This window comes from Enterobacter cloacae complex sp. AR_0002 (genome assembly GCF_001922365.1).
Taxonomy (GTDB): domain Bacteria; phylum Pseudomonadota; class Gammaproteobacteria; order Enterobacterales; family Enterobacteriaceae; genus Enterobacter; species Enterobacter hormaechei_C.
Genome location: NZ_CP018814.1, coordinates 550,125 through 565,641, shown reverse-complemented (window position 1 = coordinate 565,641; position 15,517 = coordinate 550,125). Strand labels below are relative to the sequence as shown.

The 15,517-nt window shown below is 56.4% G+C and carries 10 protein-coding genes; 3 read left to right on the top strand and 7 right to left on the bottom strand.

Annotated elements, in window-relative coordinates; genetic code table 11:
* Positions 1-126 precede the first annotated feature (126 nt).
* The 3 genes from wzc to AM329_RS02780 are packed head-to-tail and all read right to left on the bottom strand — an operon-like array spanning position 127 to position 3,878.
* On the bottom strand, positions 127-2,289 hold the full coding sequence (wzc, locus tag AM329_RS02790) for a tyrosine-protein kinase Wzc (protein WP_015572374.1): 2,163 nt from the start codon (positions 2,287-2,289) through the stop codon (positions 127-129).
* A gap of 2 nt (positions 2,290-2,291) precedes the next feature.
* Positions 2,292-2,735 (bottom strand): low molecular weight protein-tyrosine-phosphatase Wzb, encoded by a 444-nt coding sequence (gene wzb / locus AM329_RS02785; protein WP_003862078.1) that lies wholly within the window; start codon positions 2,733-2,735, stop codon positions 2,292-2,294.
* 6 nt (positions 2,736-2,741) lie between these two features.
* On the bottom strand, positions 2,742-3,878 hold the full coding sequence (locus AM329_RS02780) for a polysaccharide export protein (protein ID WP_003862079.1): 1,137 nt from the start codon (positions 3,876-3,878) through the stop codon (positions 2,742-2,744).
* 693 nt (positions 3,879-4,571) lie between these two features.
* On the opposite strand from AM329_RS02780, the gene AM329_RS02775 reads away from it, so the two are divergent.
* Entirely contained in the window at positions 4,572-6,155 is a 1,584-nt protein-coding gene (locus tag AM329_RS02775) for a TerC family protein (protein ID WP_003862080.1), read from the top strand.
* Between the two features lie 113 nt (positions 6,156-6,268).
* On the opposite strand, the gene asmA is transcribed toward AM329_RS02775, so the two are convergent.
* The 3 genes from asmA to udk all read right to left on the bottom strand — a co-directional run bounded on the left by asmA (position 6,269) and on the right by udk (position 9,457).
* A complete protein-coding gene (gene asmA, locus AM329_RS02770; RefSeq protein ID WP_032665892.1) occupies positions 6,269-8,119 on the bottom strand; it encodes an outer membrane assembly protein AsmA in 1,851 nt (616 codons plus the stop codon).
* 23 nt (positions 8,120-8,142) lie between these two features.
* The gene (dcd, locus tag AM329_RS02765; RefSeq protein WP_013097886.1) at positions 8,143-8,724 is read right to left on the bottom strand and encodes a dCTP deaminase; all 582 of its coding nucleotides are present in this window, start codon (positions 8,722-8,724) and stop codon (positions 8,143-8,145) included.
* A 91-nt stretch (positions 8,725-8,815) separates the two neighbouring features.
* Positions 8,816-9,457: a uridine kinase gene (udk, locus tag AM329_RS02760; protein ID WP_000130320.1), complete on the bottom strand. Its 642-nt coding sequence runs from the start codon at positions 9,455-9,457 to the stop codon at positions 8,816-8,818.
* A 342-nt stretch (positions 9,458-9,799) separates the two neighbouring features.
* On the opposite strand from udk, the gene AM329_RS02755 reads away from it, so the two are divergent.
* Positions 9,800-13,129, top strand: coding sequence for a diguanylate cyclase (locus AM329_RS02755; RefSeq protein WP_032609670.1), 3,330 nt, complete (start codon positions 9,800-9,802; stop codon positions 13,127-13,129).
* Here the strand turns inward: AM329_RS02755 and alkA are convergent.
* Positions 13,094-13,966, bottom strand: coding sequence for a DNA-3-methyladenine glycosylase 2 (gene alkA, locus AM329_RS02750; RefSeq protein WP_032609673.1), 873 nt, complete (start codon positions 13,964-13,966; stop codon positions 13,094-13,096). The genes AM329_RS02755 and alkA overlap by 36 nt on opposite strands.
* A gap of 130 nt (positions 13,967-14,096) precedes the next feature.
* On the opposite strand from alkA, the gene yegD reads away from it, so the two are divergent.
* Complete coding sequence (gene yegD / locus AM329_RS02745; protein ID WP_023314478.1) at positions 14,097-15,449, top strand: molecular chaperone; 1,353 nt, start codon at positions 14,097-14,099, stop codon at positions 15,447-15,449.
* Positions 15,450-15,517 lie beyond the last annotated feature (68 nt).

The window sequence follows — 15,517 nt, the reverse complement described above, 5'->3', positions numbered from 1 at the left end:
CCCATAGGGGAGAGGGTGAAAGGCATCCAGTGGTTATCATTACGTTCGTCCCCCAAATCCAGCACCGAACAGTCCCCTCTCCCCTTTGGGGAGAGGGTTAGGGTGAGGGGTGTGGGGTGCATTTTGTTATTTACTGTCAGACTTGTATTCGTACTCGTAATAGCCGTAATCCTGATACCCGGTCGCGCGGCGGAAGATGGAGTTCAGAATGACCCCCTTCACCTCAATACCGTTCTGCTCAAAGCGGCTCAGGCTGGTTTCCACTTCCTTCAGGGTGTTCACCGCATAGCGTGCGACCATCAGCGTGGTGCCCGCATGACGCCCTACCACGGCAGCGTCGGTGACCGCCAGAATTGGTGGGGTATCGATCAGCACCAGGTCGTAGTTTTTGCTCGCCCACTCAATCAGCTGCGTGAAGCGCTCGCTCATCAGCAGTTCAGACGGGTTCGGCGGCACCTGGCCACGCGGGATCAGGTCAAATTTCGGAATCGACGTCGGCTTGGCGCTCTCGCTGATTTCCCCTTTACCGAGCAGGATTTCCGACAGTCCGTTAACGTTGTTGGTCCCCAGCAGCTCGTGGGTGTAGCCCTTACGCATGTCGCAGTCGATCAGCAGCACGCGCTTGTTGGTCTGGCTCACCACCGCCGCCAGGTTGGCGCAGACGAAGGTTTTACCGATTGATGGGCTAACGCCGGTCATCATCAGGACGTTGTTTTTGGCCTGCATCATGGCGAAGTGGAGGCTGGTACGCAGGCTGCGCACCGCTTCAATCGCCAGGTCAGTCGGGTTACCCACGGCCAGCAGCTGGCTCTGTTTGTAACGCTTGACGCCCTTAACGGTTTTGACGCTGTCACGGGACTTCTGCCACTCGGAGAGCGGGATGCTGGCGTACACGCTGATCCCGTTCTCTTCCAGCACCTGCGGGCTTTCGATACCGCGGTTGAACAGCGAGCGCAGCAGCACGCCGACAATGGAAAGCATCAGGCCGAGAATAATGCTGCCGAGGATAATCAGCGCCTTCTTCGGCTTCAGCACGCCCGGCTGGGTAATCGCCGGGTCAACGATACGCACGTCGCCGACGGTGCTGGCTTCGGTGATTTTCAGCTCCTGCTGTTTGTTCAGCAGCTGCATGTAAACCTGCTGGCCGGATTCCACATCACGCGTCAGGCGTACAATTTCCTGCTGCGTCTTCGGCATCGCGGTCACGCGGTCATTCAGCTTCGCCTTCTCTTCTTCCAGGGTACGACGTTTCTCCAGCAAAGTGCGGTACGCCGGGTGACGTTTGGTATAGAGCTTGGAAATCTCCGCCTCTTTGAAGGTCAGCTCGTTCAGCTGCGCATCAATATTCACCATGGAGTCGAGAACCGATTTCGCCTCCAGCGGCAGATCGACGGAATCCTTGTCCTGACGGTACGCGTTCAGCTTGTTCTCAGCGTCATCCAGACGGGCGCGCACCTCCGGCAGCTGTTTACTGAGAAACGCCAGGCTTTTTGCGGCTTCCGCTGACTTGCGCTCAACGTTCTGCTCCAGATAGTTGCGGGTGATGCTATTGAGGATGTCGCGAATTTGATCCTTGTCTTCACCGGTGAAGGTCATGCTCAGAACGCCGGTGTCCTTGCCGTTTTCGGTGACGGTCAGGTTGTTTTGCAGGTTGTTGATCATCCCGAGCGTCGAGAATTTGGTGACCGTAAACTCCCCGCCCTCATGCGCCTGAATTGCGCTGACCTTGATGCTGACGCCCTCTTTGGTCAGCATCTGCCCCACCTCGCCGCGCGCGCTGAAGCCCGCGTCGCTGGTCAGCTGATACTGTTTTGGTCCCAGCACGGTCAGGGTAAAGGTTTGGTCCCCTGCCCCTTTTGGGATCACGAAGTCGGTCACTTTTACCGTATCGTTACTGCGCCCCATCAGGCGATCCCAGCCTGCGCCAAACACCGGGAAGGTGTTTTTGGTGACCGCGATATCCAGCCCCAGGTCGTGAACCGTTTTGCCCAGTACCAGGCGCGACTGAATCAGCTGAATTTCGGCTTCCGATGCCGGCGGCTTGTTGGCCAGCGCCGAGCCGATATCCTGAACCAGCGAGTTTCCGGTATTTTGTTCGATCTGCACCAGCGCGTCGGCGCTGTAAATAGGCGTCGCGAACAGCGTATAAACGATCGCCGCCACGGCAAAAATGGCGGTAATACCCAGCACCCACCATTTCGCTTCAATAACGGTCCCGACCAGGCGACCGATATCGATTTCATCACTGCCCGACGTCGGGGCGGCAGAAGGTCTTGTTTTTTCTGTCATTGTTATCCCTGCTGAGCTTTCAGTGCCTGCGCCCACTGACGGGCAGACTGGTCTAGTAAGGTGTATACCGCCTCAAAGGCCTCGCGGCTCTTGCGATACGGATCGGGAATTTCGCGCTCACCATCCCAGTGACCAAACAGCATCACCTTGCCGCGCATCTCCGGTGCGATATCGCACAGCGCGTGAATGTGGCGTTTTTCCATCGCGAGGATCAGGTCATATTCCCGGCACATCCGGCCAGAGACCTGACGGGCAACGTGCCCGTCGAGTGAGAGGTTATGCTCAAGGGCAACGCTTGCGGCACGTTCGTCGGCACCTTTTCCGACCAGCGCGCCCAGCCCTGCGGAGTCGACCGTTAACGCAGGCTGGTAATTTTTCAACAGCCTTTCAGCCGTGGGGGAACGGCAAATGTTCCCCACGCACACCACCAGAATTTTGTTAAACATCGCGGCTTACCAGTTATGAACGTCGCTCGCCGTATCCGTCATGTAGCGAACGCCACTGATGGTAGGCAGCAACTGGTTGATCAGACGGTTCCAGCGGGCAACCGGCGCGGTGGTGACATAGACCACATCGTACGGCTGGAGACGGAACGACGTTGCCATGACCAGCGACGTCGCGTCGGACATATCCAGCTGGTAGATGTTGGCAATCTTGCCCTTCGCGTTCTCGCCTTTGATAGGACGGATCACGAAGATACCGCTGGCGTTGGAGGCGGTCAGGTCGATGCCTTCCGCATTGCCCAGCGCTTCGGTCAGGGTCATACCGCTGAAGTCCATCTTGAGGGTGCTCTGTTTCTTCACTTCACCCATCACGAACACTTTCAGATCGTCATTGCGCGGCACGTACAGAATGTCGCCCGGATAGAGGAGGCGGTTCTGGGTCAGGTCACCGTTTTGCATCAGCGCCTGAAGCGAAATGCGCTGCTCTTTGCCGTTGTGGGTTAGCACCACGTTGCGCCAGTCAGCGCCGTCGGTTAAGCCGCCTGCGGCATTGATCGCATCGAGAACGGTGAGCGGGACGTTAGTGATGGCCTGCTGGCCGGATTTATTGACCTGGCCAGAGATATAGGCTTTCTGGGATCGGAACGCGGCGATATTAACGTCCACCTGCGGGTCAGCAATGTACTGCGCCAGGCGGCCGGTAATATCACTACGGATCTCAGCAAGCGTTTTACCCGCGACGTGCACTTTGCCAATGTAGGGATAGAACATGGTGCCATCGGACTGTACCCAGTTACCGGTGTCGCTTGAGCTACGGTACTGGCCCGCAGGCGTGGTCAGCTCCGGGTGATCCCAGACGGTCACGTTAATGACGTCACCCGGACCCACGCGATACTGGTAAGAGGCAATTTCCTGGTCCAAGGACATATTTGGCTGAGCAACATTTGGACGTGGGCGTAATTGTTCCACCAGACGTGGGGTTAATGGATACACATTCACCATTTTGTCGAGATCAAAATCAGCATCCTGCTGTTTAATCACATCCTTGCCCATTGTCGACATATTGCTGCCGGGAAAGACCGTGCAACCACTCATCAAGGTCACAGACACCAATAATGGCATCAATTTCATTTTGGATTTCATCATTGATTATTTATCACTTTGGCAGAGTAATTATCCTGTGCAATTAAAATAAGCGCGGGTCGTGGTGACAATCAGAATGCAGTTAATCATTTAGCAATATAACTGGCATCAGTCCTAAAAAAAGCTTATTCATCCATTGGCTATTGACAGAATAATTGAGGCTGATTCACACGCTTTCAGGCACGCTACCGCCCTTGGCTTTCAGTTACCAATCCACTGACTAAACAATGCGTTATGGTTAGACACCCTCTTGGATAAGGCCTTTTGCGAAATATATCAAACGCCTCACAGGGGCGATTGATAATGTATAACCTTCACCAAAGACCGAAACAAAAATAGCAACAAGGAGTTTTAACATTTGATGCTGGAAGAATTGTTGCAGCTAACCTAATAGCAGGCAAGGAGACAACCGTCCTAATATTCGTTTTTAAGATTAATATTAAGAGCAAAGTTTTAAGGTTTTCGGATTTTCTTTATATTGACAAAATAGATCGCCGGACCATTTATTGCGATATTTCCTAAATAACGACTTCTGTAATTAAATCTTCGCAATTAACTTATTTACACCGCCCGGCAAATGGGGTTTACCTGAGTGTAGCATTAAGAGAAATCTCACCCCGGCATTGCAATTTCCGTCGGCTTTATCCATGATCGAAGTGTGACATTAGTCATATAACAGAAGGTATTGCATTTACTATGGAATGGATTGCCGATCCATCAATCTGGGCCGGGCTGGTGACGCTGGTCGTCATCGAATTAGTGCTCGGCATTGATAACCTGGTGTTTATCGCCATCCTTGCCGATAAATTACCCCCTTCACAACGCGACCGCGCCCGCGTGACGGGTCTTCTGCTCGCCATGGTGATGCGTCTGCTGTTACTGGCCTCAATCTCGTGGCTGGTGACGCTGACCAAACCCTTATTCAGCGTGCAGGGTCTGAGCTTTAGCGCCCGCGACCTGATCATGCTTTTCGGCGGATTGTTCCTGCTGTTCAAAGCCACGGTTGAGCTTAATGAGCGGCTGGAAGGAAAAGACAGTGAAAACCCCACCCAGCGACGCGGCGCTAAATTCTGGCCGGTGGTCGCACAGATAGTGGTGCTGGATGCCGTCTTTTCTCTCGACTCCGTGATCACGGCCGTCGGGATGGTTGACCATCTGGCGGTGATGATGGCCGCCGTGATCATCGCCATCACCCTGATGGTGCTCGCCAGTAAAGCCCTGACGCGCTTCGTGAACAGTCACCCGACTATCGTCATCCTCTGTCTGAGCTTCCTGCTGATGATTGGCTTTAGCCTGGTAGCGGATGGTTTTGGCTTCCATATCCCGAAAGGGTATCTGTACGCCGCCATTGGTTTCTCGGTGCTGATTGAGTTTCTCAACCAACTGGCCATTTTCAACCGTCGCCGTTTTCTTTCCGCGAACCAGACATTACGGCAGCGCACCGCAGATACGGTGATGCGCCTGCTGAGCGGCAAAAAAGAGGATGCCGAGCTGGATGCTGAATCCGCGGCGATGCTTGCCGACCACAGCGACGGGCAGATCTTCAACCCGCAGGAACGCCGGATGATAGAGCGCGTGCTTAACCTCAACCAGCGCACAGTGAGCAGTATCATGACCTCCCGCCATGACATTGAGCATATTGACCTGACGGCGCCGGAAGAGCAGATCCGTGCCCTGCTGGATAAAAACCAGCACACCCGCGTGGTCGTGACCGGCGGTGAAGAGGAAGAAGAGCTGCTGGGCGTGGTACACGTGATTGACCTGCTGCAACAGCAGCTTCACGGCGAGCCGCTAAACCTGCGCGCGCTGGTACGCCAGCCGCTGGTCTTCCCGGAAGCGCTGCCGCTGCTCTCCGCGCTGGAGCAGTTCCGCAACGCGCGCACCCACTTCGCGTTTGTCGTTGATGAGTTTGGTTCTGTGGAAGGGCTGGTGACGCTCAGCGACGTGATGGAAACCATCGCCGGTAATCTGCCTAATGAGGTGGATGAGATCGATGCGCGCCACGATATTCAGAAAAACGCCGACGGCAGCTGGACCGCCAACGGCCATATGCCGCTTGAAGATCTGGTGCAGTTCGTTCCGCTTCCGCTGGACGAGAAGCGCGAATACCACACCATCGCCGGTTTGCTGATGGAAAATCTGCAACGTATTCCGCAGCCGGGGGAAGAGGTCCAGGTGGGGGATTACATGCTCAAAACCTTGCAGGTTGAGAGCCATCGCGTGCAGAAGGTGCAGCTGATACCGCTGCGCGGTGAAGATGAGATGGATTTAGAGGTGTAGGTAAAAAGCAAAACGGCAACCTCGTTGCCGTTTTTAGTGTTTGCTCCCTCTCCCCGTCGGAGAGGGCCGGGGTGAGGGCATCAGGCCGTACATGCCACCCGGAACAACAGGCATCACAGCTTATCGAGCAGTTTTTTCACGTCCTTACCTGACTGAGTCTCTTTATTGCGGTCCGCCCAGTCATTCAGCCGACGTTTCGCTTCATCCTGAAGGTGCTTACGCAGGATCTGATCGACCTGCAAACTGTAATTCAGCGCCTGCCATTTTCCATAAACGCGCAGCGGTATCGGCGTCTCTTTCAGGAACTCTACAAGCTGGCCTTCGCCTTCCCAGCCAGCCTTCACGCGGACGTTGAAGCGGGTGTCTGCCGTCTCTTTCACCAGATCCAGCGCGCCGGTTCCGGTCAGCGCCAGCAGTGACGAAGTGCCCTGCATGTCGTCAAGCGAGAGCTGACCGTTGTCGAGGGCAAGCTCACTGGTAAAGCTGTCGAGACGGGTTGCGCTGTCGTAGTTTTCATTCGCTTTCACGCTGCTGCTGCGCTCTACCGCCTGCTGCACCAGCTGCTGGAAGTTCAGCCCTTCCATGCGCGTATCTTTCAGCTCAACGTGCGCCTGCCCCTGCCAGCTACGACGGAAGGCATCCGCATCAATCTTCGTGCCAGAGAAATCCCCTGCCAGCGACAGCTGCCCCGTGAGGGCAATTGGGTAATTAAAGGCTTTCAGGATGGTGCCAATTTCAACGTTTTCCAGACGCGGCTGGAACGCGGCGCTGGCAACGTCTTTGCGTACATCCAGCGTGCCCGGCAGCGAGAGGTTCCCTGCTCCCATTTTTCCGCTGAGCTCGGAGATGACCAGCAGGCCGTTGTGGTTGAACATCTGGCTGCTGACGTCAGTAAAATCAATTCCACGCCAGCGCACGCTGTTCGCTTTCAGCAGAATGTCGGCGGTAAATCCGCGCAGGCCGTTGTAGTCAGGCAGATCGAGATTTGAGGAGATCACCGGACGCGACTGCGTGGCCTGGCTTTGCCCTACCTGCGTAGCTCCCTCATCGGTCGCGTTCACCGGTTGGAGCGGAAGCAGGTTCTCGAGATTCAGCTTGTCGAATTGCAGATCCAGCACCCACTTAGGTTTCTCATCAAGCGTGACGCTCGCCTGCCCCTTCAGGGAACTGTCGTTGGCCTGGAGGTTGAGCGCGTTCAGTTCGAGCTGTTTGCGCTCTTCATGCCACACCGCCTGCATCGTGCCCTGGCCGGCAATCCCCTTCGCGGGTAAATCCGCGCCGGTCAGCTGCCAGTTGAGCTGCTGAACGTCCGCCGTCAGCTGGTGCGGATAGTCAGAAGCGTTCACGTTTGCGTTCATCGACATGTTGAGATCGCGCTGATTGCGGTTGATCCGCCCGGAGAACTCCATGGTGGCGTGATGATTGGCGTCCTGCTCCATCCTGAGATTGATATTGCGTACGGTGATCTGTTCGTCATCCTCATGCTGGAAAACCAGCACGCTGTCAGCAACTTTCAGATTACCAATATCGAACGACCAGCCGGTATCAGAGGGGACGTCAGGCAAGGTGTTTTCACGCGGTGCGACCGGCGCATCCGCCTGACGAACGGCTTCGGTTTGCGGCGTAAGCTGAATCACCGCCCCTTTCAGCATCACCTGTTCAACCTGGAGCTGATGGGATAAGAGCGGGATGAGCGCAACATCAAGACGCATGTTATCCGCCGTCACCAGCGGCTGCGCGGCGCCCGGCGCGGTGAGCGACATACGTCCGGAGAGAATGCTGAGCTGCGGCCAAACGTGCCAGCGCAGGGGCCCGTCCAGCTTGAGTTCATACCCGCTGCGCGCTTCCACCTGCCGCACCATGTAGGCCCGGAAGTCATTCGGGTTAACCAGCAGCACCAACGCTGAAAGGCCAGCCACCAGCACCACCAGCAAAATCATCAGCGTTGTCAGAACTCTTCTCATGGCTTCCTCAGTGAACTCACAGATCAGTCTTTATCGATACGACTGGCAACCGCACCCTGCTGGTCGCGATATTTTGCGTCCTGACGGCGGTTATAAGGACGGTCTGCCGGGCCGGTCAGCGGTTCGAAGCTCAACGCACCAATCATCATTCCCGGACGAAGCGCCAGCGGCAGTTTACCGGCGTTAAAGAACTCCAGCACGATACGGCCCGACCAGCCCGGATCGATACGGTGCGCGGTGACGTGCACCATCAGGCCCAGACGCGCCAGGGAAGAGCGTCCGTCAAGCCAGCCGACCAGATCCGCAGGCAGCGTGACCGATTCAAAGGTCACCGCCAGCGCCAGTTCGCCAGGATGGAGATAAAACGCCTCTCCTTCGTCGATGACGATTTCGTCGCTCATGACGCGATCCAGCGCCGCGCTGACTTCGTCTTTCGGCCCGCTGAGGTCGATAAACGGTGCCGTGTGGCCGCTGAAGGTGCGGAATTTATTCCCCAGACGCACATCGACGGTCACGCCGTTAATACGCTCAACCGGCGGACGCGGGGTGATAGACAGGCGGCCTTCATCCAGCCAGGCTTCTATATCGCGGTCACAAAGACGCATGGCACTTTCTCCTTTCGTGCATCGCGCCCTGAAGCCTTACGGCGTCAGGGCAAAACCAGGTTATCTCTGAACGGTACACAATTCACACGGCTTATTCAAAAAACTGACTGATTTTCGCTTTTAAGATATCAATGGCAATACGGTTTTTACCGCCACGAGGCACGATAATATCGGCGTATTGTTTCGAAGGCTCAATAAATTGCAGGAACATCGGGCGAACGGTTTTCTGATATTGCGCCATCACCGAGTCCATGGAGCGGCCACGTTCATTAACGTCGCGTTTGATACGCCGCATCAGGCAGATATCCAGAGGAGTGTCGACGAAAATCGAGAAGTTCATTGATTCGCGCAGACGGGCGTCGGTGAGCAGCAAAATCCCTTCAAGGATAATCACCTTCTTTGGCTCAATACGGATCGTTTCCTGGGTGCGGGTATGTTCCACGTAGCTGTAGACGGGCAGCTCAATTGCCTCGCCGCGCTTTAGCGCTTCCAGATGCTGGAACAGCAGGCTGTGATCCATCGCACTGGGGTGGTCGTAGTTGGTTTTTACGCGCTCTTCCATCGAAAGATGGGATTGATCTTTGTAATAGCTATCTTCGGGAATAACACCGATATGCTCATCACCCACTTGTTCACGTAGTTCGCGATAAAGCGTACTGGCAATAAGACTTTTACCTGAAGCCGATGCGCCGGCGATGCCTATGATGACGCACTGATGAGACTTATCAGTCATAAATTTAGCGACCTGATTAACCTGGATGTAAGGAAGGACGACGCCGGAGCGTCAAACGCGGCAATTATAGGGATTTCGGGGGCGTGATACCAGTCGAATGCGCAGGTTATGCGAGGCGGGCTGAAAAGCGACGTTTCACGCCTTTAGCGAAATTTTTACGCGCGGATTTTCACCATTTCATCACCATTCTTCGCAGAGTAACTATTTTATAAGTCTATGAAGTCAAAATCTGAGCACTCGGCATATGAATTGTAAAATGTTTGTACTAGCATAAACCAAATTATTAATTTCACGCGTCCGGACCTGGCTCCTGACAACATGGCGTCCCTGGATAGAGCGGTAATGAATAAACAATACCAGCGGGTTTTGGTTACTACCCCACATCCTTTACTGCGGCTTGTCTGTCTGGGTCTGGTCACGTTCATCTTCACCTTATTTTCCCTCGAGCTGACTCGCTTCGGTACGCTGCTGGCGCCATTGTGGTTCCCGACTTCAATAATGATGGTAGCGTTTTACCGCCACGCGGGAAAAATGTGGCCCGGCATTGCCCTCGCCTGCTCTTTTGGCAATATCTTTGCCTCGTGGATGCTCTTCTCATGGGAATCGCTCAACATCACCTACACGGCGATCAATATCATTGAGGCCACGGTTGGCGCGCTGTTACTGCGTAAACTGCTCCCCTGGTATAATCCGCTGCAAAACCTCAACGACTGGGTCCGGCTTGCCCTCGGCAGTGCCCTTGTGCCGCCGCTGGTGGGGGGCGTTCTGGTTCATTTTCTGGTGCCGAGCGCGGAGCCGCTGCGTAATTTCCTTGTCTGGGTACTTTCAGAGGCCATTGGCGCGCTGGCGCTGGTGCCTTTAGGTCTGCTGTTTAAACCGCATTACCTGCTGCGCCACCGCAATCCGAAACTGCTGCTGGAAACGCTGGTGACCCTGGTCGTTACGCTGGTTCTTTGCTGGACGGCAATCACCTGGCTGCCGTGGCCATTCACCTGCATCATCGTTCTGCTGATGTGGAGCGCGGTACGTCTGCCGCGTATGGAAGCGTTCCTGATATTTTTATTCACCATCATGATGGTGTCCCTGATGATGGCGCGAAATCCGCTCTCCATGACGCCCTCCTCCATGATCGTCACCTTCAACGCGCCGTGGCTCCCCTTCCTGATGATGCTGCTCCCCGCCAATATTATGACGATGGTGATGTATGCCTTCCGGGCCGAGCGTAAACATATTACGGAAAGCGAAGAACGTTTTCGTAATGCGATGGAATATTCCGCGATTGGTATGGCGCTGGTGGGCATTGAGGGCCAGTGGCTCCAGGCCAACAAGGCGCTGTGCAATTTCCTCGGTTACAGCCAGTCTGAACTCCAGTCGCTCACGTTTCAGCAGTTAACCTGGCCAGAAGATTTAAATACCGACCTGGAGCAGTTGGGACAGCTGATTAACGGGGAGATCAATAGCTACAGCCTCGAAAAACGCTACTACACTCGCAGCGGCGAGGTGGTGTGGGCGCTGCTGGCCGTCTCCGTTGTGCGCCATGCCGACGGCACCCCGCTTTACTTTATTGCCCAGATTGAAGATATCAACGACCTGAAACAGACCGAGTGGGTCAATAAGCGTCTGATGGAGCGTATCACCCTCGCGAACGAAGCCGGTGGCATCGGGATATGGGAGTGGGATCTCGAGCCGGACGTGATCAGCTGGGATAAGCGGATGTTTGAGCTGTACGAGATCCCCCCGCACATTAAACCCACCTGGCAGCTCTGGCATGCGGCCATGGTGCCTGAAGATCGCCCCCACGCCGAACAGGTGCTGCGAGAATCCCTTCAGGCCAGGGTGCCTTTCAAGCTGGAATTTCGCATTCGCGTCAAGGATGGCATCCGCCACATTCGTTCGCTGGCGAACCGGGTACTGAACAAACAGGGCGAAGTGGAGCGGCTGTTAGGGATCAACATGGATATGACCGAGGTGAAGCAGCTGAACGAGGCGCTGTTCCAGGAAAAAGAGCGCCTGCATATCACCCTCGACTCCATCGGCGAAGCGGTGCTGTGCACCGATATCGACATGAACATCACCTTTATGAACCCGGTCGCCGAGAAGATGAGCGGCTGGTCGCAAAGCGAAGCGCTGGGTCAGCCCGTTCTGAAGGTGCTGCACATTACCTTCGGCGAGAACGGTCCGTTAATGGAAAACATCCACAGCGGCGATATGTCCCGTACCGATATAGAACAGGACGTGGTGCTTAACTGCCGCAATGGCGGCAGTTTCGACATTCATTACAGCATTACCCCCCTCAGCACTCTGGAAGGTAACACCATCGGCTCGGTGCTGGTGATTCAGGACGTGACCGAGTCGCGCAAAATGCTGCGCCAGCTGAGTTACAGCGCCTCACATGACGCCCTGACCCACCTGGCGAACCGCGTCAGCTTTGAAAACCATCTGAAGCGTCTGTTGCAGACAGTACAGGAGACCCATCAGCATCACGCGCTGGTCTTTATCGATCTTGACCGTTTTAAGGCGGTGAACGATACCGCAGGTCACGCGGCGGGCGACGCGCTCCTGCGCGAACTCTCTTCGCTGATGCTGACTATGCTGCGTTCAAGCGACGTGCTGGCGCGTCTGGGCGGCGACGAGTTTGGCCTGCTGCTGCCGGACTGCAACGTCGAAAGCGCACGCTACATTGCGGGCCGGTTGATCGACGCCATCAACAACTATCATTTTTCCTGGGAAGGACGCCTGCACCGTATTGGTGCCAGTGCGGGGATTACGCTGATTGACGACACCAATTATCAGGCTGCGGAAGTGATGTCTCAGGCCGATATCGCCTGCTACGCCTCGAAAAACAGCGGGCGCGGTGTAGTCACCGTCTACGAACCCCAGCAGGAGCGGATCCACAGCACGCGCAGCATGATGTCGCTGGATGAGCAGTGGCACATGATTAAAGATAACCATCTGCTGATGATCGCCCGCAGCGTCGCCTCGCCGCGCATTCCCGAGAGCAGTAGCTTCTGGCTGATTTCCTTGCGGCTGTGGACCAGCCAGGGGGAAGTGCTGGAAGAGCATGCCTTCCGCGCCGGGCTGGCGGAGCCGGAGCTGCTGCACGCCCTGGACCGACGTATCTTCAGCGAATTCTTCCGTACCTATGCCGCACAGGTGGCGGCCAAAGGAATGGGCGTCGCGCTGCCGCTCTCAGAAGCGGGTTTAGCCAGCGTCACGCTGGTGGATGAGCTGCTCGACCTCATTACCAAAGGTCCGCTGCCGGCGCGGCTGCTGCATCTGGCGATCGCCGCTGATGTGCTGAGCAATACGGATGAAAACGTGCAGCAGGGTCTGCAAAAGCTTCGTCAGGCTGGCTGTCGCGTGGTGCTGACGCGGGTTGGACGCGATATGAACGTCTTCAGCCAGCTCAGCGCCAACACCGCTGATTATCTGCTGCTGGATGCAGACGTGGTGACCAACGTCCACGGCAATCTGATGGACGAGATGATGGTGACCATCATTCAGGGCCATGCCCAGCGTCTGGGCATAAAAACCATTGCCGGGCCATGCCATCAGTCGATCATGATGAATACGCTGTCGGGCATCGGCGTTGACTTTATCTACGGCGACACCATTGGGGAAGCGCAGCCGCTCGATCTACTGCTGAATACCAGCTATTTCGCCATCAACTGATGGCGACCAGCCGTCGGTGTACCAAATATGTAACAGCGCATACGAGCGCCACGGCTGCCAGCGCTCGGCGTAGCGACGGATCTGCGCGGGCGTCATACCGGCAAAGCGCTGTTTAATCAGATAATCATCCGGCAGGAAAACATCCTTCGCCTGCCAGCCGCGCAGGGCCAGATAATTCGCGGTCCAGCGCCCGATGCCGGGGCGCTGCTGTAGCGCCTTCATCCCGTCCTCAACGTTCGCGGGCGGGAACAGCGGGAATTCACCGTCCACCACCGACTGCGCCAGATGAATCAACGACTCCGCACGCTTGAGCGGCATCCCGAGGGCTTTCAACGCCAGCGGATCCACCGCGGCCAGTACCTCTGGCGGAGGAAAGCAGAGGTAGCCCGGCGCGTCCTGGATGGGTTCACCGCACAGCGCCACCACCCGTGACGCCAGTTTAGCCGCCATCGCCACGCTTACCAGTTGTCCAAGAATGGCGCGCACGCCCTGCTCGTAAGCATCCATTGCGCCGGGCAAACGTAACCCCGGCCGCGCCGCGCCGAGATCGCCGAGGGTCTGTGCAATGTGCTGCGGGTCGCAATCGAGGTCAAAAAGGCGGGCGATGCGGTCCAGGCAGATATCCGCCACCGGGATCAGGCCAGGGCTAAGCGACACCGCAAGCGTATGGGTTGCGCTGTCTGGCGTAACCCGGAAAACGCCCTTGTGCCCGGCATAGCCAAAACTGCGCTCGTAGTAATCCTTCGTAACGGTCTCAACCCCCGTGACCGCACGCTCGGCAAGAAAGCCAAACATCCACGACCAGTCGTAAGGCGGTTGCCAGTTCAGGGTGTACATTGTCTCTCCTTTTGAATTTACCTCAGCATAAACCGAAAGATCGCGTTGCGCCTTGCTTTCATATTCCTGTTGTCGCCTGGCAGACATTTCGCTAAAGTCTCGCCCCTTCTCACCGGCATGGGGATTTATTGTGTTTATTGGATTCGACTACGGCACCGCAAACTGCTCGGTTGCGATAATGCAAAACGGACAACCGCAGCTCCTGAAAATGGAAAACGGCAGTACGCTGTTGCCGTCAATGCTCTGTGCGCCGACGCGTGAAGCGGTGAGCGAGTGGCTGTTCCGCCATCATCAGGTTCCTGCTACCGCAGCGGAAACCCAGGCGCTGCTGCGCCGTGCGGTCAGCTTTAACCGCGAGGAAGATATCGACGTTACCCCTTCCAGCGTGCAGTTCGGCCTCTCTTCCCTCGGGCAGTACATTGAAGATCCGGAAGAGGTCTACTTCGTTAAATCGCCGAAATCCTTCCTCGGCGCCAGCGGCCTGAAGCCACAGCAAGTGGCGATGTTTGAAGATCTGGTCTGCGCGATGATGCTGCACATCCGCAATCAGGCGCAGTCCCAGGTGCCGGATGCCATCACCCAGGCGGTGATTGGCCGTCCGATCAACTTCCAGGGGCTGGGCGGCGACGAAGCCAACCAGCAGGCGCAGGGGATCCTTGAGCGTGCAGCGCACCGGGCTGGCTTCCGTGACGTGGTATTCCAGTATGAGCCGGTTGCAGCGGGGCTGGATTTTGAAGCCACGCTGACGGAAGAACAACGGGTGCTGGTAGTGGACATCGGCGGCGGAACGACGGACTGCTCATTACTGCTGATGGGTCCGAAGTGGCATCACCGTCGCGATCGTGAAAACAGTCTGCTGGGGCACAGCGGCTGCCGAGTGGGCGGTAACGATCTGGATATTGCCCTGGCATTCAAGAGCCTGATGCCACTGCTCGGCATGGGCGGTCAAACCGAGAAAGGCATCGCCCTGCCGATCCTGCCGTGGTGGAACGCGATTGCCATCAACGACGTCCCTGCCCAGAGTGATTTTTACAGCACCGCGAATGGCCGTTTCCTCAACGATCTGGTGCGTGATGCACAGGATGCAGAGAAGGTCGCGCTGCTGTATAAGGTGTGGCGTCAGCGCCTGAGCTACCGCGTGGTGCGCACCGCCGAAGAGAGCAAAATCGCCCTTTCCGATCGTCCTGAGCATGCGGTTTCGCTGCCGTTTATCAGTGACGATCTGGCTACGGCTATCACCCAGGAAGGGCTGGAAATGGCGCTGACTCAGCCGCTTCAGCGTATTCTGGAGCAGGTGCAGCTGGCGCTTGAGAATGGCAAAGTGAAGCCGGACGTGATTTACCTGACCGGCGGTAGCGCCCGTTCGCCGCTGATCAAGAAAGCGCTGGCGGAACAGCTGCCGGGGATCCCGATTGCCGGCGGCGATGACTTTGGCTCCGTTACAGCAGGGCTGGCGCGCTGGGCGCAGGTGGTGTTTAGCTAATGGAGTTGTGCCGGGTGGCGGCTTCGCCTTACCCGGCCAACAAGATCCTCCAACCGTTGGCCGGGTAA